This is a genomic window from Terrabacter sp. FW104-15G4B, from assembly GCF_058790095.1.
The window spans coordinates 104,456-129,208 of the sequence record NZ_JBYTCI010000006.1 but is presented as its reverse complement, the minus strand read 5'-3'; the positions used below and the strand labels follow the sequence as shown (position 1 = coordinate 129,208).

Here is a 24,753-nt window from a genome sequence, read left to right as displayed (position 1 = left end):
CGTGACCGAGAAGCAGGTCCATCGCTACATCAGCGGCCAGAACCAGTCGGCCACCAAGGTCGCCATGACGGCGCCGGTGATCCAGCGCCAGTTGGAGCGGATCCAGATGGCCGCGCCCGTGGAGCAGCGGCCGACGGCCGACGGGCGACGGGCGACGGGCGACGGGCGACGGGCGACGGGCGACGGGCGACGGCGAGTATGCCGTCGCTGACGACGCTGGCGCCGACGCTGACGCCGGAACCGGCCTAGGACTGGCGGCGCAGGGCGGCCGCACACTCCGCGACGACGGCGAGCGCCAGTGCGGCCGCGGTGTCGTGGGCCGGCTCCGGGACGATCCGGCTGACGATCCCTCGGGCTGCGAGGTCGCGAACCCCGACCTGCTGCAGCTCGGCCATCTCCGGGGCGTGCGAGACGTCGCCGTGCACGATCGCGCTCGCACCCTCCGGCGGCAGTGGCGAGAGCCACGCGTGCTCCGCCGCGATCACCTCCCGAGCCGGCAGGAGCGCGAGCGCCCCTCCCCCACAGCCCTGTCCGAGCACGACGGACACCGTGGGCACCGTCATCGTCGTCAACGTGGCGATGCACCGGGCGATCTCGCCGGCGATGGCGCGCTCCTCGGCGTGCGCCGACAGCTCGGCGCCGGGGGTGTCGATGACCGTGACGAGCGGCATACCCAGCTCCTCGGCGAGGCGCATCGCGCGCCGGGCCTCACGGAGCGCCCCGGGACCCATCGGCGACGTCGGCGACTGCCGCGCCCGGTCTTGGCCCACGAGCACGCACGGCTGACCGTCGAGGCGGGTGAGCGCGACGAGCATCGTCGAGTCCCGCTCGCCCTCGTCGGTGCCGCGCAGCCGCAGCGTGCCCGTCGCCCCGAAGCGCAGCAGCTCGCGCACCCCCGCCCGGTCGGGCCGGCGGGTCGCCTCGATCGACTCCCATGCCGTCAGGTGGCAGCTCGGCTCGCCCTCGCGGCGGTCGAGGCGCGGCTCGGTCGGCCCGTCGACGAGGACGCCGAGCGCCCGGTCGACGAGCATCGGCAGGTCCTCGGCGGCGACGACCGCGTCGAGCACGCCCTTCGCGGCGAGGTTCTCGGCCGTCTGCACCCCCGGCGGGAACGGCTCACCGTTGAGGGCCTCGTAGACCTTGGGCCCGAGGAAGCCGACGAGCGCACCCGGCTCGGCCACGGTCACGTGCCCCAGCGAACCCCAGGACGCGTAGACGCCGCCGGTGGTGGGGTGGCGCAGGTGCACGAGGTAGGGCAGGCGGGCAGCACGGTGCGCCATCAGGGCTCGCGAGATCTCGACCATCTCGACGAAGGCCGGCGTCCCCTCCTGCATCCGCGTGCCGCCGGATGCCGTCGAGGCGAGGACGGGCAGGCCCTCCGCCGTCGCGCGCCGGACGGCGGCGGTGATGCGCTGCGCGGCGGCCTGCCCGATCGAGCCGGCGAGGAAGCGGAACTCGTTGACGACGACGGCCACGGGCCGGCCGCGCACCAGGCCGCGGCCCGTCAGCACCGACTCGTCGGTGCCGGCCTTGGCCGCAGCAGCGTCCAGCTGGCGCCGGTATTCCTCCGGCTGGCCGCTGAGGTCGATCGGCTGGTCCCACGACTCGAAGGAGCCGCTGTCGAGCACGAGGTCGAGCAGCTCGTGCGCCGTCCAGGGGCGGCGCGCCATCACTCCTCCTTCAGCCAGGCGCGGATCGCCGCGCCGTCCTCGTCGAGGGTCGGGGGCGCCTCGTGGTCGCGGTGGGTCACCTCGGTGCCGTCGCCGTCGAAGAAGCGCAGCGGAGGTCCGGGCAGCGTGACGCGGCCGAGCGTCGGGTGCTCCACCTCGACGAGCAGGCCCTGGCTCAGGGTCTGGTCCCACGCATACACCTCGTCGAGGGTGCGCACCTTGCCGGCGGGCACCCCGACCTCGGCGAGCCGTGCCAGCAGCGGCTCGGCGTCCCAGTCGGCGAAGGCGGACTCGACGGCCTCGATGACGCGGTCGCGGGCGGCGACCCGCTCGGCGTTGGTCGCGAGCCCCTCCGCGGCCGGGTCGAGCCCGAAGGCCGCGCACAGCCGCTCCCACAGGCCCTCGCTGCCGACCGCGATCTGCACCGAGCCGTCGCGGCAGTGGAAGAGCCCGTACGGCGAGATCGACGGGTGGTGGTTGCCCGCGGAGCGGCCCACCTCACCGGCCACGGTCCAGCGCGTCCCCTGGAAGGCGTGGACCCCGACGACGGCGGCGAGCAGCGACGTGCGCACCACCGTGCCCCTGCCGGTGCGGTGGCGTTCGCTCAGCGCGGAGACCACCCCGAAGGCGCCGTACATGCCGGAGAGCAGGTCGGCGATGGGGACACCGACGCGCTGGGGGTCGTCGGGTCCGGAGCCGGTCAGTGACATGACGCCGGCCTCGCCCTGGGCGATCTGGTCATAGCCCGCGCGGCCCCCCTCGGGCCCGTCGTGCCCGAAGCCGGTGATCGACAGTACGACGAGGCGCGGGTTGCGCTCCATGAGGGACTCGATGCCGAGACCGAGCCGCTCGAGCACGCCCGTGCGGAAGTTCTCGACGAGCACGTCGGCCCGGTCGACGAGCGCGAGCAGCACGTCGCGGTCGGCGTCGTCCTTGAGGTCGAGGGTGATCGACTCCTTGTTGCGGTTGGCGGACAGGAAGTACGTCGACTCGCGCCGGCCCTCCTCGCCGACGAACGGCGGACCCCACCCGCGGGTGTCGTCCCCGCGGCCGGGTGCCTCGACCTTGATGACACGTGCGCCTTGGTCGGCGAGCATCATCGTCGCGTGCGGACCGGCGAGGGCGCGCGAGAGGTCGACGACGAGGACGTCGGAGAGAGGTCCGTGAGCGGTCATTTCAGTCACCATCCGGGGAGGATCAGGGGGTCCACAGGAGCAACGGGGCCGGCGATGACCATGATGTCGCTGTAGGTGAGGGTCTGCTCGTAGTACACCGGCTCGCTGACCGTGTCGCGCGCGGTTCGCCGGCATGAGCGTGCCGTTCGTGGAGAACGGACGCACGTCGACGATGGTCGAGCTGATCGGGCGAGGCGGGGGGCGAGGTGAGGGAGCTGTTCACGACTGCGCCATCTCGCGTTTGGGCGAGCCGACGCACGGATCCGGCATGGTCGGTTCCGACAACTCACCACGAAAGGGCACTCGAATGACCTCATCGATCAACCGCCGCGGGTTCTTGGGAGGCGCCGCGGCCACCGGGCTGGGAATCGCCATCACGGGCAGCATCGACGTCCTCGCCGGGTCGGGCAGCGCCCTCGCGGCGCCGCGCTCCTCGGCCGGCTACGGACCGCTGGTCCCGGACCCCAAGGGCCTGCTGTCGCTGCCGGCCGGCTTCTCGTACCGCGTCGTGACCCAGAGCGGGGTCACGCCGACCGCCGACGGCGTCCCCACCGCCAGCGACCCCGACGCCAACGGCGTGTTCCCGCGGGGCACCGGCTCCACGATTGTCAACAACCACGAGATCGGCGGCAGCGAGCCGTTCACGGTGCCGCCGCTGGCCGGGCTGACCTACGACGAGGGCGCCCGCGGCGGCACGTCGAACATCGAGGTGGACGCCGAGGGCAGCCGAGTCCGCGAGTACACCAGCGTGGCGGGAACGCACAACAACTGCGCCGGTGGCGTGACCCCCTGGGGCACCTGGCTCACCTGCGAGGAGACGGAGCAGCGTCGTGGCGGCCGGTACCTCGAGGACCACGGGTACGTGTTCGAGGTCGACCCGGCCAGCCAGGAGGCCAACCTCGGCAAGAGCCCGGTCCCGCTCAAGTTCCTCGGCCGCTTCTCGCACGAGGCGGTCGCGGTCGACCCGACGACCCATGCCATCTACGAGACCGAGGATGCCGGCGGCCCCAACGGCCTGTACTTCCGGTGGACTCCGCCCACGGGCTTCACCGGCGGCAAGGACGCGCTCCGCGAGCTCGCCCTCGGCGAGGGCGGGGACACGGCCGGTCAGCTCGAGGCGATGAGCTGCTACCGCGGCGACCGACACATCCCCGACCTGTCCCTCGCCACCCAGGCCGGCACCCGGTACAAGGTGGTGTGGAAGGCGGTGCCCGACCGCGACGCCCGGACCACCTCCGTGCGCAAGCAGTTCGCCGACGACGAGATCACCCGCAGCCGCAAGCTCGAGGGGGCCTGGTGGGGCGACGGCGGCGCCTACTTCGTGGCCAGCTTCGCCCGCAACAGCGACGGCAGCGTCAACGAGCACGACGGCCAGGTGTGGTTCTACGACTCCCGCACCGAGACCGTGACGCTGAGGTCGATCTTCGCGGTGAACCCGGACCCGGACGTCGACACCGACAGCTACGACGGGCCGGACAACATGACCCTCTCGCCATACGGCGGCATCATCCTCGCCGAGGACGGTGAGGGCATCCAGCACCTCGCCGGGGTGACCGACCAGGGCAAGTCCTACCCGCTGGCTCGCAACGAGCTCAACGGCAGCGAGTTCACCGGACCGGCCTTCAGCCCCGACGGCAAGGTGCTGTTCGCCAACATCCAGTCACCCGGCCACGTCTTCGCCATCACCGGACCCTGGAGCCGGCCGAGCAACTAACGCCCCTGACCGCGAACCCGGTTCGAGGCGATCGCGACACCGAGGTGCCGCCGGGATCACCTCGAACCGGGGGTGGGTCCGGCGGTTACCTCAGTGCGCGTAGACGCGGTCGCCGGTGTGCAGCTCGGCCGTCGACATCTTGCGACGGATCCACGGCACGAGGAGGAGCAGCACCCCGGCGACGACGAGCGTGATGACGCCGTTGACGAGGTAGTACGCCGCGTCGCTGAGGCCGCCCATCGCCTGGATGAGCTGGGCTGCGATGGCCTGGCCCGCCGCGCTGCCGAGGAACCACAGCGCCATGGCCTGGCTCGCGAAGGCCCGCGGGGCGAGCCGCGTGGTGGCCGACAGGCCCACGGGCGAGAGGCAGAGCTCGCCGATCGTCTGCATCACGAAGATGCCACCGAGGATGTAGACCGGCGCCGTGTTGCCCTGGTAGGACGCGAAGGCCCAGGCCATGGCGAGCGCCGACAGGCCGATCAGCGTCACCCCGAGGACGAACTTCATCGGCGTCGACGGGAAGCGACCGGCCCGCTTGGTCCAGATCCAGCCGAAGATCGGCGCGAGCAGCACGATGGCGAGCGGGTTGATCGACTGGAACCACTCGGGGTCGATCTTCACGCCGGCCGTCTCCGTGACGGTGTTCTTGGCGGCGAAGAGCGCCATCTTGCCGGCCGCCTGCTCGAAGATCATCCAGAAGAGCATCGCCCCGATCCACAACGGGAGGTAGGCCGCGAGGTGCGACTTCTCCTCGCGCTCGACCTTGGGGCTGCGGAACATCATCGTGAAGTAGGCGATCGGCGTCAGCACCGCGACGATCGAGATCGCGTCGATGACCTGCTCGAGCACCGTGTCCCGCCAGGAGCCCGCCAGCATGACGATCAGGACGAAGGCGACGACGGCGCCGATGGCGAGGGCCGTCACGCGGCCCCGCTCCTGCGGCGCCAGCGGGTTGGGCACGTCGTCGACGGCCGGACCCAGGGCCCTGCGTCCGGCGATGAACCACACGATGGCGATGGCCATTCCGACCGCCGCGGCGGAGAAGCCGGCGTGGTAGCCGTAGTGCTCGCGCAACCACCCGACGACGAGCGGCGAGAAGAACGAGCCGATGTTGATCGACATGTAGAAGATCGAGAAGCCGCCGTCGCGGCGGGCGTCCTCGGGCTTGTAGAGCGTGCCGACCATGGCGGACACGTTGGGCTTGAGCAGGCCGGTGCCGAGCGCGACGAGCGCGATGCCGAGCCAGGCGGTCGCCCCGGCGGGGATCGCCAGGCAGACGTGACCGGCCATGATGACGACGGCGCCGTAGAGGGTCGACCGTCGGGCACCGAAGACGCGGTCAGCGGTGAAGCCACCGATGATCGACAGCAGGTAGACCGAGGCGCCGTAGATCGCGACGACGGCCGTGCCGGTGGTCTCGTCGATGCCGAGGCCGCCGTTGGCAGCCGTGTCGATGAGGAAGTAGAGCAGGATGGCGCGCATCCCGTAGTAGGAGAAGCGCTCCCACAGCTCGACGAAGAACAGCGTGGACAGACCCTTGGGGTGGCCGAAGAAGGCGCGGTCGTCGGCGGTCGCCCCCTGCTGCGGTGTCGGTGGTCGATCCTGCGTCTGTGTGGACATGTGTTTCTCCCAGCCCCTCGTGAGGGCAGTACGACGGTTGGACAACCAACCCAAAATAGGTGCCCATCTGCGCCGGACTCAAACCGGGAAAGTGCGCGCTACGCCTTCCCGCAGGGCAAGGGCGTCCTTCACGAGACCCGTCGCCAGGGCCGCACCCACGCCCTCACCTGCACTGATGCGCAGGTCGAGGAGGGGCTCGAGGGCGAGCTCACGCAGCACGAGGGCGTGGCCCTTCTCACGTGAGCGCTGGCCGGCCACGAGGTGCGCGGCGACTGCCGGCTCGAGCCGGACGGCGGCGAGCGCGCACACCGACGTCGCGAGCCCGTCGAGCACCACCACGCCGCCCGCCTCCGCGACGCCGAGCACGACCCCCGTGAGGACGGCGAGCTCCCCGCCACCGAGCCGGCGGACGGCGTCGGCGGCGTCGACGGCGTCGAGGCGTCCGACGCGCGCGCGGGCCTTCGCGACGACCTCCCGTTTGCGCTCGATCATCGGGGCGTCGGCGGACGACCCCCGACCGACGACGTCTTCCGCGGGCACGTCGAGCAGCGCCGCGGCGACAGCAGCCGCCACCGTGGTGTTGCCGACCCCGACCTCCCCGAGGGCGACGGGGCCGGCGCCCGCCAGCGCGCGACCGCGCTCGCGTCCCAGCGCCAGCAGGGCGGCATACATCGTCTCCTCGAGCGCATCGGTGGTGACGAGATCCCCTCCGGTGCACCCGATCCCGGCATCGATCAGCTCGACGTCGAGGTCCGCCGCGCGCGCGGCGACGGCTCCCATCGACGTGCCCTCGCGGGTGGCGCGGGCCACGTCGGCGGTGACCGACCGGTCGAAGGCGCTGATGCCGTATGCCGTCACGGCGTGGTCCGCGGCCGCGACCACGAGGGTGCCCCGGCCGTCCACGGCCTCCAGCGCGGTGATGCGGTCGAGGACGGTGTCGAGGACGCCGAGCGAGCCCGGGACGGTGAGGAGGTCGTCGGAGCGGTCGCGGGCCGCCACGACGGCGGCCGGCCCGGGGGCGCGTAGGTGCGAGGGCGGGGCGTCGCGCTCGGTCCAGCGCTCGCGCATGACGACCTGCTCGAGCGGCAGCCGCCGGGACCAGCCGGATCGCTCGAGCCCCGGCTCCGGCGGGCGCTCGTCCGGCCAGCCGAGGCAGAGCCAGCCGAGGGTCTCCACCCCCTCGGGGAGCCCGAGGAGGTCGGCCAGCTCGGCCGGCTCGAAGAGGGTGACCCAGCCGAGCCCGAGCCCGTGGGCGCGGGCGGTGAGCCAGAGGTTCTCGATGGCGGCGGCGCACGACCAGAGGTCGGCGTCGGGGAAGGTGGCCCGGCCGAGCACCCCGGCGGCCGGGGTGCGGCGGTCACAGGCGACGACGACGCCGACGGGTGCCTCGCGGATCCCCTCGAGGCGCAGGTCCAGCAGCCCACGGGCCGACGCCTCGGTCATGCCGGCGGCCTGGCGCAGGCGGCAGCGGTCGGCCATGAGGGCGGCCGACTCGCGGGTCGCGGCCTCGGTCACGACGACGAAGCGCCAGGGCTGCGAGTGCCCGACGGAGGGGCCACGGTGGCCGGCAGCGAGCACCGCGGTGAGCACCTCGTCGGGCACGGGGTCGGGGCGGAAGCGGCGGATGTCGCGCCGCGCCCCGACGACCCGCTCGAGCGACGCGATGTCGTCGGGCAGGGCCCACGCGTCGGGCGCCTGCGCCCGCTCGGCAGACGACGACGGGTCGCCGATCGTCGGGACGGGCCTTCGGAAGCTCACGCGCCCGAGCCTAGTTCGGTCACTCGATCCAGGACCGGGTGACGCCCAGCACGCGGCCGCCGTCGGTGTCGGCGAGGGACATCCCGACGAAGGCCCTCGCTCCCTCGGAGGTCTGCCACCGGAAGCGGTAGTCGGTGGCGGTCACCGCGTCGGCGATGGCCACCGCGGCGTCGCGCGACGACTGGGCGTTGGCGAAGGCACCCGCGGAGCGGGCGAGGTAGGCGGCGAGCTGGGCGGCATACGGGTCGTCGGCGCCGCCGCTGTCGGCCGCCTCGGGACGGGCCACGTTGTCGACGAAGTCGCTGGCCACGGCTGCCGGCTCGATGACCGAGACGTGCACGCCGTGGGCCAGCATGACGACGGCGAGCGACTGCATGAAGCCCTCGACGGCGAACTTCGCCCCGCAGTAGGCGTCGGCGAACGGCTGCCCGACGGCGCCACCGACGCTCGTCACGGTCAGGACGTGCCCCGAGCCGGCTGCGCGCATGTGCGGCAGGACGAGCTTCGTCAGCGCGACAGGTCCGAGGTAGTTGACCTCCAGCTGGTCGCGCACCTCGTCGATCGTCAGCTGCTCGGCCGTCGCGACCGCGCCACGGCCCGCGTTGTTGACGAGGACGTCGATGCGGCCGTGGTCGGCCAGGACGCCCTCGACGCACCGACGAGAAGCCTCGTGGTCGGTGACGTCGAGCGCTCGCACCTCCACCTCGGCGCCCGCCTCGGCCGCCGCCTCGGTGAGCGCCGTCGCGCGCGACGGGTCACGCATCGTGGCCACGACCGTCAGCCCGCGGCGCGCCAGCTCGACGGCCGTGTGCAGGCCCATGCCCGAGGAGGTGCCGGTGACGAGGGCGACCGGCTTCCCGTTGTGGCTCATGGGGGCGACGCTACGCCCGTGGCGGTCGGCCGGGTCAGGCGTCGATCTCGTCGAGCCCGGCGATGACGATCTCCAGGAGCCGGGCCAGCTCGTGCCGCTCGTCGTCGGACAGGTCGCGCAGCGTGTCGCTCTCGACGACGTTCGACTCGCGCACGGCCGCACTGAACAGCGCCCAGCCGTCCTTGGTGAGCGAGACGAGCGTGCGGGTGCGGTTGGACTCGTCGGGCCGACGCTCGAGCAGGCCCCGGCCGGCCATCTTGTCGAGACGGTGGGTCATCGAGGAGGGGGCGACGTTGGACAGGTCGGCCAGCTGGGTGGGCGTCAGGCAGGTGTCGCCGGCGCGCGCGAGGGCGGCGAGCACCGACCACTCCCCCTGCGTGAGGTCGAGGTCGGCGAACTGGCGCACATACCACTGGTCGAGCCTCTTCGTCACCGCGTACACGGCCGTGATGACGCGCTGCACCGACTCCTCGCCGCCCGCCGCGACGTAGGTCGCGACGTCCGCTGCGTGCTCCTGCTGCGCGGACCGCCGCCGCTTCGCTGCCATGGGCGCATTGTCGCACTCGTGCGCGCACCTGCTAACGTTTCGAAGTCGAACTTCGATCCCGAAATATTCGATGCCGAAGCTGCGTTGACACCCCAGTCCGCCTCCAACCCCCAGAAAGGGTGTGAAACCCGTGCGCACCAAGCTGCTCATCCTGGCGTCCTCGATCGGCATGCTGGGCTGGGGCACCGTGCTGCCCTACCAGTACGCGTATGCGGCCAACACCCGCGGTTGGGGCGCGCTCGCGGCCGCTCTGGCCAGCACCCTCTTCTCGGTCGGCGCGCTCGTCGCCGCCCCCTTCGCCGGCCGCCTCAGCGACCGCTTCGACCCGGTCGCCGTGGCGGTCGTGGCCAAGCTGCTCGCCGCCGTCGGGGTCGGGAGCCTCGTCTGGGCGGAGTCCGCCCCGGCCTTCCTGCTCGGCATGTTCGTCTTCGGTCTGGGCCTGACCGCCTCCGGCCCTGCCGCCTCCGTGCTCGTGCTGCGCTGGGCCCGGAGCACCGACCGGCGCAAGGTCTTCGCCTACAAGTTCACGGCGGAGTCGATCGGCATGGCCGTCGGCGCCTTCGTCGCCGGCCAGTTCGTCGACCTGGAGAACACCGACGGCATGACGTTCGCGTTCCTCGCCGCGGGGGCCGGCTTCACCCTGTCCGCCGTGCTCATCCACGTCGCCGGCCTGGGCGCTCCCAGGGAGGTCGCCACGGACCTCGCCGCGGACGGCGCCGAGGCGCGCGTCGGCACCGCTGAGGCGCTGCGCCGGATCTTCGCAGTGCCCGCCCTGCGCTGGACCGCGGTCGTCACGGTGGCCCTCGCGCTCGGCTTCTACGCCCAGTTCGAGTCGGGCCTGCCGGCCTACGCCCTGACCGTCCTCGACGTCCACGAGTCCGCCATCGGTCTGGCCGCCGCGGTGAACTGCGCCGTCATCGTCGCCCTGCAAGTCGTCGTCGTGCGCCTCACCGCGAGGCGCAACGCCGCCAGCCTGCTCATGGTCGTCGGCATGATCTGGGTGCTTTCATGGGTCGTCCTCTCGGTCGCCCAGCTGACGCCCGAGGTCGCCTCGGCGCTCTTCGTCACGACCTTCGGCATCTTCGCCGTCGGCGAGACGATGTACGCCCCGGTGCTCAACCCGCTCACCGCGAGCCTCGCTCCTCGCGGGCTGGTCGGCACGACGCTCGGCACCTTCACGGCGATCCAGACGACCTTCTCGGCCGTCGGGCCGCTCGTCGCGGGCGCCCTGCTCGGCCTGGGTCTGGCTCCCGGCTTCCTCGGCCTGCACATCGTCATCAGCCTCGTCGCCGTCTACGGCGCCTGGCGCCTGCGGACCGCGCTGCGTACCCGCCGTGTCGACGAGCGTGTCGACGAGCGTGTCGACGAGCGTCAGGAAGCCACGACCGCAGCGGGCTCGGACGTCGCCGTGGGGTCGGCTGCGCCGGGGCCTGCCCAGGCGTCGGTCGTCGTCGCCTGACCTGCACCGCTCCAGGCCAGGCCCAGCCACCTGTGCGGTGGCTGGGCCTGGCTCATAGGGGAGGAAGTCAGGACCAAGGCCTCTTACGGGAGTGCGCCCGGCGAGCCATGCTGGAGGTAGGAAAAGGAAGGAGGTGAGGTCAATGACACAGCTCCTTCAGAAGGAACGTGTGGGGACCGAACGTCTTCCGAGACTGTTCCGCAGCCGCACGTCGGACTACACGCTCATGGTCATCGGAGCCCTGGTCGCCGCGTTGGGTGCGTACACGTATCTGGCGCCGGCCACCTGGGTCCTGGCGGGACTGAGCGCAGCGTGGTACCTCGGCAGCTGGATCGTCGGTGGCGTACTGCTCACCGCAGGCTTCGGCCTGCTCGGCGCAAGCATCCGCGACCGGTCCGGCTACTGGACCGCTGGCGCCGTGGTCAGCTTCGTGCTCGGCACGCTGGCCCTGGCCGGGGCGGTCATGGCTGCGGTACTGCTGATCATCTGATCACCGAGAAGAGGTGAGGCCAGATCGAAGCCCCCAGCAGCTGGGGGCTTCGGTGCCGGCGTCAGCGCCCGTTGAACGCCTCGATCCGCTCGATCGCCTCGCCGACCGCCGTGGCGCCGGCCGCGAAGCTGAGCCGCACCGAGTGGGCGCCGGCGCGGTCGTCGAAGTCGCCGCCGGGGGTGATGGCCACGCCCACCTCCTCCAGCAGGGCGCTGGCGTATGCCGTCGAGTCGGCCCACCGGGTCAGCTGCGGTCCGAGGTCGGCCCAGTAGTAGAACGCGCCGTCGGGCGGTGCGGACTCACCCCACCCGAGCCGAGGTGCGTTGTCCAGCAACAGCTTCCGGGTGCGTGCGAACTCGGCGACCGCCTCGTCGCACTCGCGGTAGGACTCCTCCGCGAAGGCCGACACGGCGGCATACTGCGCCGGCGCGGGCGGGCACAACGCGACGTTGCCGGCGAGCGCGTCGACGGGGCGCACGAGGTCGTCGGGCAGCAACATCCAGCCGAGCCGCCAGCCCGTCATGCCCCAGTACTTGCTGAACGAGGAGATGACGAGCGAGGTGTCGCCGAGCTCCCACGCGCACACGCCGCGAGGGTCGGCCGCACCGGGTTCGGGATAGGTGACGCCGTGGTAGATCTCGTCGCTGACGAGGCGCACACCGTGGGCGGCGCACCAGTCGGTGATCGCGGTCAGCTCGGCCCGGTCGACCATGGTGCCGGTCGGGTTGGCGGGGGAGGCGACGATGAGCCCGGCGAGCGGCCCGTCGGCCTGGGCGGCGTCGAGCAGGTCGGGCGTCGGCTGGAAGCGTGACTCCGGGCCGCAGTCGATCTCGACGACCTCGCAGCCGAGCGAGCCGAGGATGTTGCGGTAGGCGGGGTAGCCGGGGCGGGCGAGGGCCACGCGGTCGCCCACCTCGAAGGCGGCGAGGAAGGCGAGGACAAAGGCACCGGACGATCCGGTCGTGATGGCCACCCGGGCCGGGTCGACGTCCAGGTCGTACCAGCGGCCGTAGTGGGCGGCGATCTCGGCGCGCAGCTCCCGGATGCCGAGGGCCGAGGTGTACGTCAGGGCGCGGCCGGAGCCGTGGGGGCGGGCGGCCGCCTCCGACACGAGGGTGGGCGCGCCACCCGAGGGCTCCCCCGCACACAGTGAGACGACGTCGCGCCCCTCGGCCCGCAGCACGGCCACGCGGTCGAGCACGTCCATGACCTGGAAGGGCGCCACCTGCGAGCGCCGGGAGGGGTGGAGCGGTCGGGTCGAGGAGGTCACGCGGCCAGTCTGCCGCAGACCTCGACACCCGGAACACGCCGTTCACCGCGCCTCGCTAACCTCGGCCTCATGACGACAGCCCACCACGCAGACGCCTCGGAGCTCGTCGACAAGGAGGTGTTGACCTGGGACGGCTACGGCACCGCCGTGCGGGAGCTCGCCCAGCTGGTCGCCGACTCGAGCTTCCGGCCGGAGGTGCTCGTGGCCGTCGCCCGCGGTGGCCTGATTCCCGGCGGGGGCCTGTCCTATGCGCTCGGCGTCAAGCTCACCGACGCCATCAACGTCGAGTTCTACACCGATGTCGAGCAGACCCTGCCCGACCCGGTGCTGCTGGCACCGCATCTCGACACCGACAGCCTGAGGGGCCGCCGCGTCCTCGTCGTCGACGACGTCGCGGACTCCGGCCGGACGCTGGCGCTGGTGCTCGAACTGCTGCAGCGGCACGGCGCCGAGGCGCGGAGCGCGGTGCTGTACGGCAAGCCGCGCTCGGTCGTGACGCCGGACTACGTGTGGCGCCAGACCGACCTGTGGATCGTCTTCCCGTGGTCGGCGCAGCCGCCGGTCTCCGGTTCCCAGGTCACCGCGACTCCAGGATCGTCCTGATCCGGGCGAGGTCCTTCGTCATGGCACTTCGCATCGCCGCCGCCATCGGTCTCGCACCGATGGCCGCGAACCCGCTGGGCTTGCCGTTGTTGCGCAGCACCATCCGGGTGGCGCCCCCGTCGGCGGTCTCCCACTCGTACGTCGTCCGCATCGGGAAGGGCTTGCCGTCCGTCTGCATGACGAGCCGAGTGCCGGGGACGAGCTCGACGATCTCGTAGACGTACTCGATCCGTCGCCCGAGGAACCGCGCGACGAACGCGAGCCGGCTCCCCACTCTCATCGGCGGTGGCGTCTGCCAGTCGACCGACTCGATGTTGGAGTACCACTCGGGCGCATGGGACGGGTCGCCGGCATACGCGGCGACCTCGCCCACGGGCCTCGCGATGACCGTCGCGACCTGCACGTCGACCGCCATCGCCTGCCTCCTCACCGCCTGGTCCCTGATCCGGTGATTCTCTCGCACCGGACGTCCCCAGCAAGCGGACGTACTGTGCATGGCATGGACCTCGGACTGCACCTCGCCAACTTCACGTGGAGCGGCGGCTCCGCCACCTTCGTCGACGACCTGGTCCGCACCGCGCGGACCGCGGAGGACGTCGGCTTCACCAAGCTCTCCGTCATGGACCACGTCTGGCAGATCGGGCCGGTCGGGCCGAAGGAGCACGAGATGCTCGAGGCGTACACCGCCCTCGGCTTCCTCGCCGCCGTGACGGAGCGCGTCCAGCTCCTCGCCTGGGTCACGGCGACGGTCTACCGCGAGCCGGGTCTGCTGGCGAAGGAGGTCACGACCCTCGACGTGCTCTCGAAGGGTCGCGCCATGCTCGGCATCGGCGCCGCCTGGAACGAGGAGGAGTGCGTCGGTCTCGGCCTGCCCTTCCCGGGCACGGCCGAGCGGTTCGAGCGCCTCGAGGAGACGCTGCAGATCTGCCTGCAGATGTGGAGCGACAGCGAGGAGCCGTATGCCGGGAAGCACTACCGGCTCGGCCGCACCCTCAACTCGCCGCAGTCGGTGCAGCGTCCGCACCCGCCGATCCTCATCGGTGGCGGCGGGGAGAAGAAGACGCTGCGGATGGTCGCCCAGTACGCCCAGGCCTGCAACCTGTTCGACAGCCCCGACCTCGCGCACAAGCTCGACGTGCTCCGCGGGCACTGCGAGACGCTGGGCCGCGACTACGACGAGATCCAGAAGACCGTCATGGGGCCGGTCGAGCCGGGGCCGAACGGCGAGAACGTCGACGCCACCCTCGAGCACCTGCGTGACCTCGCCGGCCTCGGAGTGACTCACATGCACATGCGCGCGGAGGACGGCTCTCGTACGGACTGGCTCGAGCTCATCGGCGAGCGGATCATCCCCGAGGCCGCGAAGTTCTGACCCGCGGCCTCGGCGCCACCGCCCCGCCGCTGGCTCAGCCGACGACGGCGTACGGGTAGGGCTCAGCTGAGGATGTCGACACGGCGGAAGCGGCGGTAGGCCAGCATGGTGAAGGCGACCGCCCAGACGAGCGACCACAGCGAGCCGTGGAGCAGGTCGGTCCAGTCGGGCGAGACGGCGAGGGCGTCCTGCCAGGCCCGTGAGTAGTGCCCCGGGAAGGCGTTGCGGTAGGGGTCGAGCGCGTCAAGCTGGTCGAGGATGTTGAACAGGATGCTGACGAGCACGGCGCCGCCGACCGCGGCGAGCGGGGCGTCCGAACGCGTGCCGATCCAGAAGGCGATGGCGGCGATGGGCAGCAGCGTCACGAAGATGTAGGCCATCGCCAGCGCCAGCCGGGGAAGGAACTGGCCCCAGCTCAGGTTCTCGCCCAGCGGGTTGGTCAGCGGGTCCCAGCCGTAGGCGATGCCGCCGACGAGCAGACCCCACGCGGGCAGGAGCACGGTGGCGAGCAGCGTCGAGGCGACGCCGATCACGAGCTTGCTCGTCAGCAGGCGCGCCCGCTGCACCGGTGCGATGAGCAGGTATCGCAGCGACGACCAGGACGCCTCCGCCGGCACGGCGTCGCCGCAGAAGAGGGCGGCGAGCAGCACGAGGAGCAGCTCGGAGGCGAGGAAGACGAGCACGAGGCTGAAGTTCGCCGCGCCGCTCTGGGCGAGGTCGAAGATCCGGGTCGAGGCCCCTCCGCGGCTGTTGCTGGAGCGCTGCCCGAAGGCAAACGCCCCGACGAGGATCAGCGGGAGGGCGAGCAGCAGGCCGAAGGCCCACGTCGTACGCCGTCGTCCCCACTGCCGGCGCAGCTCGGCTCGCCACGACAGCGGGTCGCGCACCTGCTCGACATCGGTGCCTCCGTGGGCTGCAGCGGGCGAGATGGCCTCGAGCAGCGCGTCTCCGGGCTTGTCGCTCATCGCGCCCTCACCTGCCTCAGTCGCTCGACGAGGGAGGCGCCCTCGTCTCCGGGCTCGCCGGCACCGGCGGGGGCACTGGCCGACGAGATGACTCCGAGGAAGACCTCCTCGAGGTGGCGGCGGCCGCTGACGCCGACGACGGGCAGCCCCGCCGTGACGGCGGCCGCGACCACCTCGGCGCGCCCCCGGTCGGCCACGACGACGATCCGGGTCGGGGTGTCGACCCGCACCTCGGTGACGCCGTCCGCAGCCTCGAGGGCGTGCACCCCGGCGCTGAGAACGTGGTGGTCGACGTGCTCGGGCAGGTCGAGGACCGTCGTGTCGTCGCTGTCGACGAGCTCGGCGACAGGGCCCTGGGTGATGACCCGGCCGGCGTGCATGACGACGACGTGGGTGCACGTCATCTCGACCTCGGCCAGCAGGTGGCTCGAGACGACGACGGTGCGCCCGGTCTCGGCGTAGCGGCGCAGGATCGGGCGCATCGCCGCGATCTGGGGAGGGTCGAGGCCGTTGGTGGGCTCGTCGAGGATGAGCAGCTCCGGCAGGCCGAGCATGGCCTGCGCGATGCCGAGGCGCTGCTTCATGCCGTGGCTGTAGGACTTGACGGGTCGGTCGACCGCGCCGCCGAGGGCAGCGACGTCGAGCGCTTCGTCGAAGTGGGCGTCCTCAGGCGCTCGGCCCGTGGCCGACCAGTAGGCCTCGAGGTTCTGGCGTCCGGTCAGGTGCGGCAGGAAGCCAGGCCCCTCGATCAGGGCCCCGACTCGTGCCAGCACCCGCGAGCCGGCCGTGACCGGCTCGCCGAGCACGTGGACGCTGCCGGCGTCTGAGGAGATGAGGCCCATGACCATGCGCATCGTCGTCGTCTTGCCGGCGCCGTTGGGGCCGAGCAGCCCCACCACCTGGCCCTTCTCGGCGCGCCAGGTCACGTTGTCGACGGCGCGGTGACCGTCGGCGTACGTCTTGACGAGGCCCTCGACGACGAGGGGGATGTCCGCGACGTCGGGACGCGCCGGCAGGTGGCGACGGCGCTGGCGCCGCACGAACCAGCCGGCGAGCGCCGCGAGCAGCAGGAGCGCGAGGGCGGACGACGCGAGGAGCGTCTCGGTGTCGAGGCCACCGGCGACAGTGCCGTCGACCGCAGCGCCGGCGGCCACGGGCAGGGTGAGCGTGCTCGCCCCGGAGATCCGGACGACGCTCGGCGTGCGTGAGTTGGAGTAGGTCGACTCGGTGCTCGTCAGCAGCACGCGCCATCGCGTGCCGGCGGGCAGGTCGTAGGTGGCGGCCGGGAGCGAGATCGTCACGGGGGTGGGCCGGCCCGGCGTCACGGAGAGCAGCACCGGTGCCACGAGCGGGTTGGTCAGCGTCACCGAGCCGCCGGTGACGCGCCACACCGACGCGAAGAGCGTCACGTCCGGAGAGTCCGACGTGACGGTGAGGCGCATCGTCGGCGAGCCGACGACCGTGGTCGCCTCGGCGATGGGCTGCGTGTCGAGCGCCGCTGACTGCCCCGGGAGCGCTGCAATCTGGTAGGTCGAGAGATTGACCCCGAGGGCCGCGAGACCGGGCACGGCGATGAGCGATGCGGGCTGCCCGCCCGGCGGGTGCACCAGCACCCCCGAGTCGGTCGCGAGCGGCAGCTCCTTCGTCTGGAGCGGGGACCCCGACAGGCCCGGGTATGCCGTCAGGCTGTGGAGCGTCGTCGGCTGACCCTGGCGGCCGGCCGGCGTGCCGAACGTGAAAGCCGCCGTGGGAAGGGCCGACCCGCGAGGTGCCTTGTCGCGGACGTAGTGGTCGAGCCAGGTGTAGGACGCCTCCATCTCCTCCGCCTCGTGCGTGCTGGCGGCGTCGTGGCCACCGTCGCTCCACCGGACGGCATACGGCGTGCCGGTGACGGCGAGCGCCGACGCGTTGGCGTCGGCCTGGTCGAGCCCGAAGAGGGAGTCGCCGATGCCCTGGACGAGGAAGGTCGGCGCAGTCACCGCGTTCATCGTCGGCTCGGGACTGTGGGCGTGCAGCAGCGCCGTGAGCTCCGGCGTCGCGGCGCCGGTTTCGGAGGCCTGGACGAAGAGGCGGCAGATCGTCGGGTCGAAGCGACCGCAGCCGGCAGCGCCAGGCCCCGCGTCCTGGCCGCCACCTCCGCGCAGCGCCGAGAGGAAGAAGTTGGTCGCCCAGACCTGCTTGAAGGGTCCGGCGACGTTGATCGGGGAGCGTCCCGCGGCCGTGGTCGCGGGCTTGGTCAGCGCGGCCTGCGGGAAGAAGGCGTCGGCGAGGTCGTTCCAGGTGATGGCGGACACCACGCCGTCGACGCGCCGGTCCGCCCCGGCCAGCATCAGGCCCAGCGCGCCGCCGTAGGAGGCGCCCATGACACCTGCGCGAGGGTCTCCCGGGGCGTCGAGCTCGACGTCCGGGCGCTTGGCCGCGAGGTCGAGCAGCTTTCTGGCGTCGGCGATCTCGTAGGCGGGGTCGTTGAGGTGGATCCGGCCACCGGACTGGCCGTGCCCGCGTGCGCTCCACGCGATGACGACGTAGCCGCGCCCGTGCAGGTCGTTCGCCTGGCTCGTCACCGAGTCCTTGGTGCCGCCGAAGCCGTGGGCGAGCAGGACGACGGGGTGCTTGCCGCTCGCCTGCGGCCAGACCGAGACGTCGAGGCCCACCGGCGTGCCGTCCGGCTCGGGCCCGACCGGGACCGTGGTGGCCTGCGGTGTGACGGCATCGGTCGCAGAGGCGGCGGGGGCCGCCGTCGCGACCTCCTGCGCCGCGAGGGCGGCCGGGGCGGGCGCCAGCGTCAGGCTCGACCCGAGGACGAGCGCGGCGAGGAGGGGTGCCCGGACCGACATGCCCACATCACATCACGCGGCCTCGGTGGGACCGTCATCGAGCGTCCAGCCCTGGGCGGCTGCGGACCGCCGGTCAGTCGCGGGTGAGCCGCTGCTCGAGCACGTAGGCCACGACGATGCATACGACGAGCACCAAGCCGGGGGGCAGGAAGCGCGCGGCACCCTCGAGGCCCAGCCACTCGTAGGGGGCGGTGCTGAACTGGAAGAGCGACAGGTCGAGCAGGTAGCGCACGATCGGCAGCACGCCGAAGACGATGCCGACCACCCCGACGAGGTTGATGACGAAGCGCGAACGCGCTGCAGGGTCCGGCGACTCGCTCATGCCGCAAACCTACGGCTCCGGCTGCCGGCGCCCGTGTCGAGGCTGGCGCGGCGGCCCGTGTTAGATACGTCCATGGCCACCACCTTCCTCGGAGACACCCGCGTCCGCACCATCGGCGACCTGCCGGCCGTGGGCTCCCCCGCCCCGGCGTACACCCTGACCGGCACCGACCTGCGCGACGACGTGACCCTGCCCGCCGGCAAGCGCGTGGTGCTCAACATCTTCCCGAGCGTCGACACGGGCGTCTGCGCCGCGAGCGTCCGGCGCTTCAACGAGCTCGCTGTCGGCCTCGAGAACACCACGGTCGTCTGCGTCTCTGCCGACCTGCCGTTCGCGCTGAACCGCTTCTGCGGCGCCGAGGGCGTCGAGAACGTCGTCGTCGCCTCGTCGTTCCGATCCGGGTTCGGCTACGACTACGGCGTGCGGATGGAGGACGGCGGCTTCGCCGGGCTGCTCGCCCGCGCGGTCGTCGTCATCGGCGCCGACGGCACCGTCCTGCACACCGAGCTGGTCCCGGCCATTGCCCAGGAGCCGGACTACGACGCCGCGATCGCCGCGCTGGGCTGATCGTCGAGCCCCTCGCGCGGCGGCTGGCCGCCGGTCACGGCGTGTCGTCGTCGACCCAGTCGAGGGTGCGCTGGACCGCCTTCTTCCACGTGCGGAAGAGGCGCTCGCGCTCGTGCTCGTCGAGCTGCGGGCTCCACCGGCGGTCCTCGCCCCAGTTGTCGCAGATGTCGTCGGTGCTCTCCCAGTAGCCGACGGCGAGGCCGGCCGCATATGCCGCGCCTAGGGCCGTCGTCTCGGCCACGACGGGGCGCACGACGTCGACGCCGAGCAGGTCGGCCTGGAACTGCATGAGGGTCTCGTTGACGACCATCCCGCCGTCGACCCGCAGCTCAGTGAGCGGCACTCCGGAGTCGGCGTCCATCGCCTCGAGCACCTCGCGGGTCTGGAATGCCGTGGCCTCCAAGGCTGCCCGGGCGATGTGGCCCTTGTTGACGTAGCGCGTCAGACCGACGAGCGCGCCGCGCGCGTCGGGCCGCCAGTGCGGCGCGAAGAGGCCCGAGAACGCTGGCACGAAGTAGGCGCCGCCGTTGTCCTCGACGGTGGCGGCGAGCGTCTCCACCTCCTTGGCGTCCTTGATCAGGCCGAGGTTGTCGCGCAGCCACTGGACGAGGGAGCCGGTGACGGCGATGGAGCCCTCAAGGGCATAGACCGGCTTGGCGTCACCGAGCTGGTAGCAGACGGTCGTCAGCAGGCCGTTCTTCGAGGCGACGATCTCTTCGCCGGTGTTGAGGAGCATGAAGTTGCCGGTGCCGTAGGTGTTCTTCGCCGTGCCGACCTCGAGGCAGGCCTGGCCGAACGTGGCGGCCTGCTGGTCGCCCAGGATGCCCGCGACGGGGACGTCGATGAGGATGCCGGGCTGGCACGTGCCGTAGACCTCCGACGACGACCGAATCTCGGGGAGCATCGCGAGCGGCACACCGATGGCCTCGGCGATGGAGGCGTCCCAGTCGAGGGTGCGCAGGTCCATCAGCAGGGTGCGTGAGGCGTTCGTGACGTCGGTGACGTGAACGCCGCCGTCGGCCGCCCCGCCCGTGAGGTTCCAGAGCAGCCAGGTGTCGACGGTGCCGAAGAGGAGCTCGCCTGCCTCTGCGCGCTCGCGGGCACCCTCGACGTGGTCGAGGATCCAGCGCGCCTTGGGGCCTGCGAAGTACGTCGCCAGCGGCAGCCCTGTGACGTCCTTGAAGCGCTCGGTCCCCCCGTCGTGGGCCAGGGCGTCGCAGATCGCCTGGGTGCGCGTGTCCTGCCAGACGATCGCGTTGTGAACCGGCCGACCCGTCACCCGGTCCCACACGACGGTCGTCTCGCGCTGGTTCGTGATGCCCACCGCTGCGATGTGCGTGGCGTTGAGGTTGGCCTTGCCGAGGGCGCCGCCGACGACCGCCCGGGTGTTCTGCCAGATCTCCATGGGGTCGTGCTCGACCCACCCGGCACGCGGGAACACCTGCCGGTGCTCGAGCTGGTCGACGGCCACGACGCGGCCGCTGCGGTCGAACACCATGGCGCGGGTGCTCGTCGTCCCCTGGTCGATGGACACGACATGGCCTTGCTGCTGCGTCGGCATGACGAGACCGTACCGTCGCGCCGTCCGGGCGTCACCCGTGCACGACGCGGCGCGCGTCGGTGGGCTCGCCGGCGCATCGCTGGTTGCTTTGCAGCACAATGGGATTGGTTGTCCGCAAGGCTTGACCGGGGTATCGAACAAGCGTTCTACGTGGGTATGGACGACGCGCTGGCCGTGAGGACCCACCCTTGGTCCGACGCTGCCCCGCAGGATGACGCCGTCGTCGACCTCGACCACCTGGCGGGGCTCTGCCGGTCGAGAGCGAGAGGGACGCGAGCCCGTTCGGCGGCGTGAGCTGCCGATCCTTCAGCGCACCGTGCGCAAGCACGTGGCCGAGTCCCTGCTGACCCACGTGATGCCGGCCCTCGTCAGCGAGCTGCTCGAGGCGGCCGCCGATGACCTGTCTCGCACCGCACCGGACGAGGCACTGTCCGAGGCGCTGTCCGACCTCGAGGCGCAGGCCGACGCCGAGCTGCGGGTCATCGCGTCGGTCGAGCGCTGCAAGGCCGTCCTCGACGCCGTCGGCCTCGAGGCGTTGGCTCGCATCTACGACACCCACCCTCGCGACTGGCTCGACGGCGTGCGCAACACGCCAGCGATCGCCGAGACACTTCCCGATCCCCCGTCGCCCGAGTCCCATTCACCTCCATCGCCTGCACCCGAGTCGCGGGCGCCCCGTCCGTCGACCGATCCCGAGCCGCCGCCCTTCTGAGTGACGTCACCCCGGCATCGGTCGAGGGTAGTAGGCAGAGCAACCGCACGCGGTGGTCTACGAGCGCTCCACAGTCAGCTGGTACCGGGCTCGCCGGACGGGACGCCCCTGCTAACGGCCGGACCGATCGTTAGAGTGGCGGTCTCGGCAGCGACGTGGAGGGGAAGCGATGACGAGCCCAGTTCGGCTGGACACGGAGTACCGGGCGCGGGCGTCGAAGCGCTTGGCCACCAAGCAGTTCGACGTGCTCGTGGTCGGCGGTGGCGTGACCGGCGCCGGCGCGGCCCTCGACGCCGCGACCCGTGGCCTCTCGACCGCCCTCGTCGAGCAGCGCGACTTCGGGTCGGGCACCTCCTCCCGCTCCTCGAAGCTCTTCCACGGCGGGCTGCGCTACCTCGAGCAGATGAACTTCGACCTCGTCCGCGAGGCGCTCAAGGAGCGCGAGCTCATGCTCAGCCGCATCGCCCCGCACCTGGTCAAGCCCGTCTCGTTCCTCTACCCGCTCACGGGTCGAGGCTGGGAGCGCCCCTACGTCTCGGCGGGTCTCACCCTCTACGACACCATGGGCGGCGCCCGCTCCGTGCCACGGCACAAGCAGCTGACCCGCACCGGCGCCCTCAAGCTCGCCCCGGCCCTCAGGCGGGAGGCGCTCACCGGCGCGCTGCTCTACTACGACGCCCAGGCTGACGACGCCCGGCACACGCTGACCACGGTCCGCACCGCGGCGGCATACGGCGCCACGGTCGTGGCCTCCGCGCGCGTCGTCGAGCTGCTCCGCGCGGGCGAGCGCGTCGTCGGTGCGCTCGTCGAGGACGTCGAGACCGGCGAGCGCACCGAGGTCAGGGCATCCGTCGTCATCAACTGCACCGGTGTCTGGACCGACGACATCCAGACGATGGCGGGCGGTCGCGGCCGCTTCCACGTGCGCGCGAGCAAGGGCGTGCACATCGTCGTGCCCCGCGACCGGATCAACTCCGAGACCGGGCTCATCCTGCGCACCGAGAAGTCCGTCCTCTTCGTCATCCCGTGGGGCACCCACTGGATCATCGGCACGACCGACACCGACTGGGAGCTCGACCTCGCGCACCCGGCCGCCACCCGCGCCGACATCGACTACCTCCTCGAGCACGTCAACTCCGTGCTCAAGGTGCCGCTCACGCACGACGACATCCAGGGCGTCTACGCGGGGTTGCGGCCCCTGCTGTCCGGCGAGAGCGAGGACACCAGCCAGCTCTCGCGCGAGCACGCGGTCGCCCGTCCCCAGCCCGGGCTCATCTCCATCGCCGGCGGGAAGTACACCACCTACCGCGTCATGGCAGCCGACGCCGTCGACGCCGCACGCCAGGACATCGGCGGCGACGTCTCCGACAGCGTCACCGAGTTCATCCCGCTCTCGGGAGCCGAGGGCTACGTGGCACTGGTCAACCAGATCGACCGGCTGGCCCGCCACCAGGGCCTGCCGGTGTGGCGCATCACCCATCTGCTCGAGCGCTACGGATCGCTCGTCCACGAGCTCTTCGCCCTCGCCGAGGCCGACCGCTCCCTCTACGAGCCGTTGCCGGGCGCCGAGGAGTACCTCACCGTCGAGGCGTTGTATGCCGCCACGCACGAGGGCGCGCTGCACCTCGACGACGTCCTGGCGCGGCGCACCCGCATCTCCATCGAGACGCCGAGCCGTGGCGTCGACAGCGCCCGCGCCGTCGCCGAGGTCGTTGCGCCCGTGCTCGGCTGGGACGCCGAACGGGTGGAGGCGGAGGTGTCGGGCTACCTCGCCCGAGTGCAGGCGGAGCTCGACTCCCAGAAGGAGCTCGCCGACTCGGAGGCCAACGCCGAGCGCCTCAGCGCCCCGGACGCGCGTCGCATCCCGGTGAGCCGCGCGAACGAGCTCGCCTGACCGCTTCGCGGGTCACATCTCGGCCCTCACGGCCGCCGGAAGCCTCGACAAGGGCTCCCTGGTCCGGCTGCATTCCTAGACTGACGGCATGAGGACTCGACGCGGCCTGCCCGCCATGGCTGCAGCACTGGCGGCGCTCGCGCTGCTCGCGGCGGGGTGCGGCACGCCGAACCCGGCGGCGCAGGCCCATCTCCAGGGCCACGCGGCGGGCCACACCGGCCCGATCACCTCCACGGGTCCGGGCACGGGCGGCACGACGGAGACATCCGGCCATGCGACCGCGAAGCCGGTCGCCCCCGTCGCCCCGGCGGCGCTGCGCGCCGGGGAGACCGTGGGCACGGTGACGCCCCCGGTCTCCTACACGCCGAAGGCGCCGACCATCGGCACGGACGACTACCGCTGCTTCGTCCTGGACCCGAAGCTCATGCGCGACGAGTTCGTCACCGGCTTCGACATCGCGCCCGGGCAGCCGCAGGAGGTGCACCACGTCATCCTCTTCCGGGTGCCACCCTCCGGGGCAGCGGCGGCAAGGGCCCGTGATGCCGAGTCGGGCGGCACGGGCTGGACGTGCTTCGGCGGCGCGGGCCTCGGCTCGCGCGGCGGCAGCCTCGATGACGCACCGTGGGTCGGGGCGTGGGCCCCGGGTGGCCGGGAGAACGTCCTACCGGCTGACGTGGGCATCCCGATGGAGCGCGGCTCGCTGCTCGTCATGCAGGTCCACTACAACCTGCGCCACGGCGTCACCCCGGACCGGACCTCGGTGAAGCTGCGCCTCTCGGCCTCCACGAAGCTCAAGGCGCTGGAGACCATGCTCTACCCCGCCCCGGTCGAGCTCCCTTGCCGCTCGGGCAAGTCCGGCCCGCTCTGCGACCGGAGCGCGGCCGTGGCCGACGTCGCGAAGCGCTTCGGCGCCATGTCGGCACCCATCGTCAACGGCCTGCTGCTCGTCTGCCAGGGCACCATCATCCCGACTCCCGGCCCGACCCAGTCCTGCACCCGCAAGATCGAGCAGGCCGCGACCATCCGCGCCGTCGCCGGACACATGCACCTGCTCGGGTCCTCGCTGCGCATCGACCTGAACCCGGACACCCCTCGGGCGCGCACGCTCCTCGACATCAAGACGTGGGACTTCGACAACCAGGGAGCCGTGCCGATCCCGGCGACGACAATCGAGCCCGGTGACTCCATCCGAGTCAGCTGCACGCACGACCAGGCCTGGCGCGACAAGCTGCCTGACCTGCAGGGCCTTCCCGAGCGCTACGTGGTCTGGGGCGAGGGCACCACCGACGAGATGTGCCTCGGGCTGCTCAGTGTCACGCGGCCGTGACCACGGTCGGCCGTGCACA

22 protein-coding genes are annotated in these 24,753 nt (G+C 72.1%); 10 read left to right on the top strand and 12 right to left on the bottom strand.

The window, feature by feature from the left end; translation table 11 throughout:
• Position 1 precedes the first annotated feature (1 nt).
• Positions 2–211, top strand: a complete 210-nt coding sequence (locus AC3WRT_RS07340; protein ID WP_492720806.1) for a hypothetical protein — start codon at positions 2–4, stop codon at positions 209–211.
• A gap of 34 nt (positions 212–245) precedes the next feature.
• On the opposite strand, the gene AC3WRT_RS07335 is transcribed toward AC3WRT_RS07340, so the two are convergent.
• Positions 246–1,670 carry a carboxyl transferase domain-containing protein gene (locus tag AC3WRT_RS07335; protein WP_492720805.1) on the bottom strand — a complete coding sequence of 475 codons (1,425 nt, stop codon included), beginning with the start codon at positions 1,668–1,670 and terminating at the stop codon, positions 246–248.
• Positions 1,670–2,845: a CaiB/BaiF CoA transferase family protein gene (locus tag AC3WRT_RS07330; protein WP_492720804.1), complete on the bottom strand. Its 1,176-nt coding sequence runs from the start codon at positions 2,843–2,845 to the stop codon at positions 1,670–1,672. The genes AC3WRT_RS07335 and AC3WRT_RS07330 overlap by 1 nt, the downstream gene beginning before the upstream one ends.
• 307 nt (positions 2,846–3,152) lie before the next feature.
• On the opposite strand from AC3WRT_RS07330, the gene AC3WRT_RS07325 reads away from it, so the two are divergent.
• Positions 3,153–4,559, top strand: coding sequence for an alkaline phosphatase PhoX (locus AC3WRT_RS07325; protein ID WP_492720803.1), 1,407 nt, complete (start codon positions 3,153–3,155; stop codon positions 4,557–4,559).
• 90 nt (positions 4,560–4,649) lie between these two features.
• Here AC3WRT_RS07325 and AC3WRT_RS07320 read toward each other — a convergent pair whose 3' ends face one another.
• From AC3WRT_RS07320 to AC3WRT_RS07305, 4 genes are all read right to left on the bottom strand, one after another.
• On the bottom strand, positions 4,650–6,179 hold the full coding sequence (locus AC3WRT_RS07320; protein ID WP_492720802.1) for a peptide MFS transporter: 1,530 nt from the start codon (positions 6,177–6,179) through the stop codon (positions 4,650–4,652).
• Between the two features lie 78 nt (positions 6,180–6,257).
• Positions 6,258–7,937, bottom strand: coding sequence for a 5,6-dimethylbenzimidazole synthase (gene bluB / locus AC3WRT_RS07315; protein WP_492720801.1), 1,680 nt, complete (start codon positions 7,935–7,937; stop codon positions 6,258–6,260).
• A 19-nt stretch (positions 7,938–7,956) separates the two neighbouring features.
• The gene (locus AC3WRT_RS07310; RefSeq protein WP_492720800.1) at positions 7,957–8,808 is read right to left on the bottom strand and encodes an SDR family NAD(P)-dependent oxidoreductase; all 852 of its coding nucleotides are present in this window, start codon (positions 8,806–8,808) and stop codon (positions 7,957–7,959) included.
• A 34-nt stretch (positions 8,809–8,842) separates the two neighbouring features.
• Complete coding sequence (locus AC3WRT_RS07305; RefSeq protein WP_492720799.1) at positions 8,843–9,355, bottom strand: MarR family winged helix-turn-helix transcriptional regulator; 513 nt, start codon at positions 9,353–9,355, stop codon at positions 8,843–8,845.
• Between the two features lie 130 nt (positions 9,356–9,485).
• Between AC3WRT_RS07305 and AC3WRT_RS07300 the strand changes: the two genes are divergently transcribed.
• Positions 9,486–10,814 carry an MFS transporter gene (locus AC3WRT_RS07300; RefSeq protein WP_492720798.1) on the top strand — a complete coding sequence of 443 codons (1,329 nt, stop codon included), beginning with the start codon at positions 9,486–9,488 and terminating at the stop codon, positions 10,812–10,814.
• 142 nt (positions 10,815–10,956) lie between these two features.
• Entirely contained in the window at positions 10,957–11,304 is a 348-nt protein-coding gene (locus tag AC3WRT_RS07295; protein WP_492720797.1) for a hypothetical protein, read from the top strand.
• 61 nt (positions 11,305–11,365) lie between these two features.
• On the opposite strand, the gene AC3WRT_RS07290 is transcribed toward AC3WRT_RS07295, so the two are convergent.
• Positions 11,366–12,511, bottom strand: a complete 1,146-nt coding sequence (locus tag AC3WRT_RS07290; protein ID WP_492720847.1) for an aminotransferase class I/II-fold pyridoxal phosphate-dependent enzyme — start codon at positions 12,509–12,511, stop codon at positions 11,366–11,368.
• 132 nt (positions 12,512–12,643) lie between these two features.
• On the opposite strand from AC3WRT_RS07290, the gene AC3WRT_RS07285 reads away from it, so the two are divergent.
• Positions 12,644–13,177 (top strand): phosphoribosyltransferase, encoded by a 534-nt coding sequence (locus AC3WRT_RS07285; protein ID WP_492720796.1) that lies wholly within the window; start codon positions 12,644–12,646, stop codon positions 13,175–13,177.
• On the opposite strand, the gene AC3WRT_RS07280 is transcribed toward AC3WRT_RS07285, so the two are convergent.
• Entirely contained in the window at positions 13,152–13,592 is a 441-nt protein-coding gene (locus AC3WRT_RS07280; protein ID WP_492720795.1) for an SRPBCC family protein, read from the bottom strand. The two genes, AC3WRT_RS07285 and AC3WRT_RS07280, sit on opposite strands and share 26 nt — an antisense overlap.
• 84 nt (positions 13,593–13,676) lie before the next feature.
• Here AC3WRT_RS07280 and AC3WRT_RS07275 point away from each other — a divergent pair, with 84 nt between their 5' ends.
• Positions 13,677–14,549 (top strand): LLM class F420-dependent oxidoreductase, encoded by an 873-nt coding sequence (locus AC3WRT_RS07275; RefSeq protein ID WP_492720794.1) that lies wholly within the window; start codon positions 13,677–13,679, stop codon positions 14,547–14,549.
• A 62-nt stretch (positions 14,550–14,611) separates the two neighbouring features.
• On the opposite strand, the gene AC3WRT_RS07270 is transcribed toward AC3WRT_RS07275, so the two are convergent.
• From AC3WRT_RS07270 to AC3WRT_RS07260, 3 genes are all read right to left on the bottom strand, one after another.
• A complete protein-coding gene (locus AC3WRT_RS07270; RefSeq protein ID WP_492720793.1) occupies positions 14,612–15,514 on the bottom strand; it encodes a DUF2705 family protein in 903 nt (300 codons plus the stop codon).
• Positions 15,511–18,351 carry an alpha/beta fold hydrolase gene (locus tag AC3WRT_RS07265; protein ID WP_492720792.1) on the bottom strand — a complete coding sequence of 947 codons (2,841 nt, stop codon included), beginning with the start codon at positions 18,349–18,351 and terminating at the stop codon, positions 15,511–15,513. The genes AC3WRT_RS07270 and AC3WRT_RS07265 overlap by 4 nt, the downstream gene beginning before the upstream one ends.
• 73 nt (positions 18,352–18,424) lie before the next feature.
• Positions 18,425–18,673 (bottom strand): hypothetical protein, encoded by a 249-nt coding sequence (locus AC3WRT_RS07260; RefSeq protein WP_492720791.1) that lies wholly within the window; start codon positions 18,671–18,673, stop codon positions 18,425–18,427.
• A 72-nt stretch (positions 18,674–18,745) separates the two neighbouring features.
• Here AC3WRT_RS07260 and tpx point away from each other — a divergent pair, with 72 nt between their 5' ends.
• Entirely contained in the window at positions 18,746–19,240 is a 495-nt protein-coding gene (gene tpx, locus AC3WRT_RS07255; RefSeq protein WP_492720790.1) for a thiol peroxidase, read from the top strand.
• Between the two features lie 34 nt (positions 19,241–19,274).
• Here the strand turns inward: tpx and glpK are convergent, their stop codons facing one another.
• Positions 19,275–20,801, bottom strand: coding sequence for a glycerol kinase GlpK (glpK, locus tag AC3WRT_RS07250; RefSeq protein WP_492720789.1), 1,527 nt, complete (start codon positions 20,799–20,801; stop codon positions 19,275–19,277).
• A 316-nt stretch (positions 20,802–21,117) separates the two neighbouring features.
• Here glpK and AC3WRT_RS07245 point away from each other — a divergent pair, with 316 nt between their 5' ends.
• The 3 genes from AC3WRT_RS07245 to AC3WRT_RS07235 all read left to right on the top strand — a co-directional run bounded on the left by AC3WRT_RS07245 (position 21,118) and on the right by AC3WRT_RS07235 (position 24,734).
• Entirely contained in the window at positions 21,118–21,513 is a 396-nt protein-coding gene (locus AC3WRT_RS07245; protein WP_492720788.1) for a hypothetical protein, read from the top strand.
• A 169-nt stretch (positions 21,514–21,682) separates the two neighbouring features.
• Positions 21,683–23,407: a glycerol-3-phosphate dehydrogenase/oxidase gene (locus AC3WRT_RS07240; RefSeq protein WP_492720787.1), complete on the top strand. Its 1,725-nt coding sequence runs from the start codon at positions 21,683–21,685 to the stop codon at positions 23,405–23,407.
• An 88-nt stretch (positions 23,408–23,495) separates the two neighbouring features.
• Entirely contained in the window at positions 23,496–24,734 is a 1,239-nt protein-coding gene (locus AC3WRT_RS07235; RefSeq protein WP_492720786.1) for a hypothetical protein, read from the top strand.
• Positions 24,735–24,753 lie beyond the last annotated feature (19 nt).